The following is a 521-nucleotide window of genomic DNA, read 5'->3' as shown; positions in this document are numbered from 1 at the left end:
ACAGTCCGTTTGAGAAAGGTCAGTCATGGGCGATCCGGCGTAAAAGCAGGCTTCCCATGGCGACATGGATCATGGCCTCGGACACGTCCAGCCGGGTTTCATAGTCGCGCACGAGCCTACGCCAGCGCGTCATCCAGCCGAATGTGCGTTCGACCACCCAGCGCCGTGGGAGCACTTTGAAGCCTGGGTCCTTGTCGCTGCGGCGCACGATCTCCAACACGAAGTCACGGAAAGCGGCTTTGTCGAGCAGCTTGGTGCGGTCGTAGGCACCATCGGCGAACAGGTGCTTGAGCCAAGGCCAGCGCTTGCGTACGGCGTCGAGGATGGCTTGTGCGCCGGCACTGTCGGAAATGTCCGCCGTGGTCAGATTGACCATCAACAGCCGCCCGTCGGTATCGACTGCGATATGACGTTTGCGGCCAACGATCTTCTTATTGGCATCATATCCTCGCGCTTTGGCATTCGGCGCCTTCACCGTCTGGCTGTCGAGCACACCACCAGACGGGCTGGCTTCACGTCCG

The 521-nt window shown here is 60.8% G+C and carries 1 protein-coding gene; it reads right to left on the bottom strand.

Annotated elements, in window-relative coordinates:
- Positions 1 to 19: 19 nt before the first annotated feature.
- A partial coding sequence (locus GSQ92_RS06825; RefSeq protein ID WP_159013238.1) for an IS5 family transposase occupies positions 20 to 521 on the bottom strand: 502 nt, incomplete at its 5' end.

The organism is Acidisoma sp. S159, from assembly GCF_009766125.1.
In the GTDB taxonomy this organism is placed as follows: domain Bacteria; phylum Pseudomonadota; class Alphaproteobacteria; order Acetobacterales; family Acetobacteraceae; genus Acidisoma.
The sequence above is the reverse complement of the archived record's forward strand: the minus strand, read 5'-3'. Positions and strand labels throughout refer to the sequence as shown.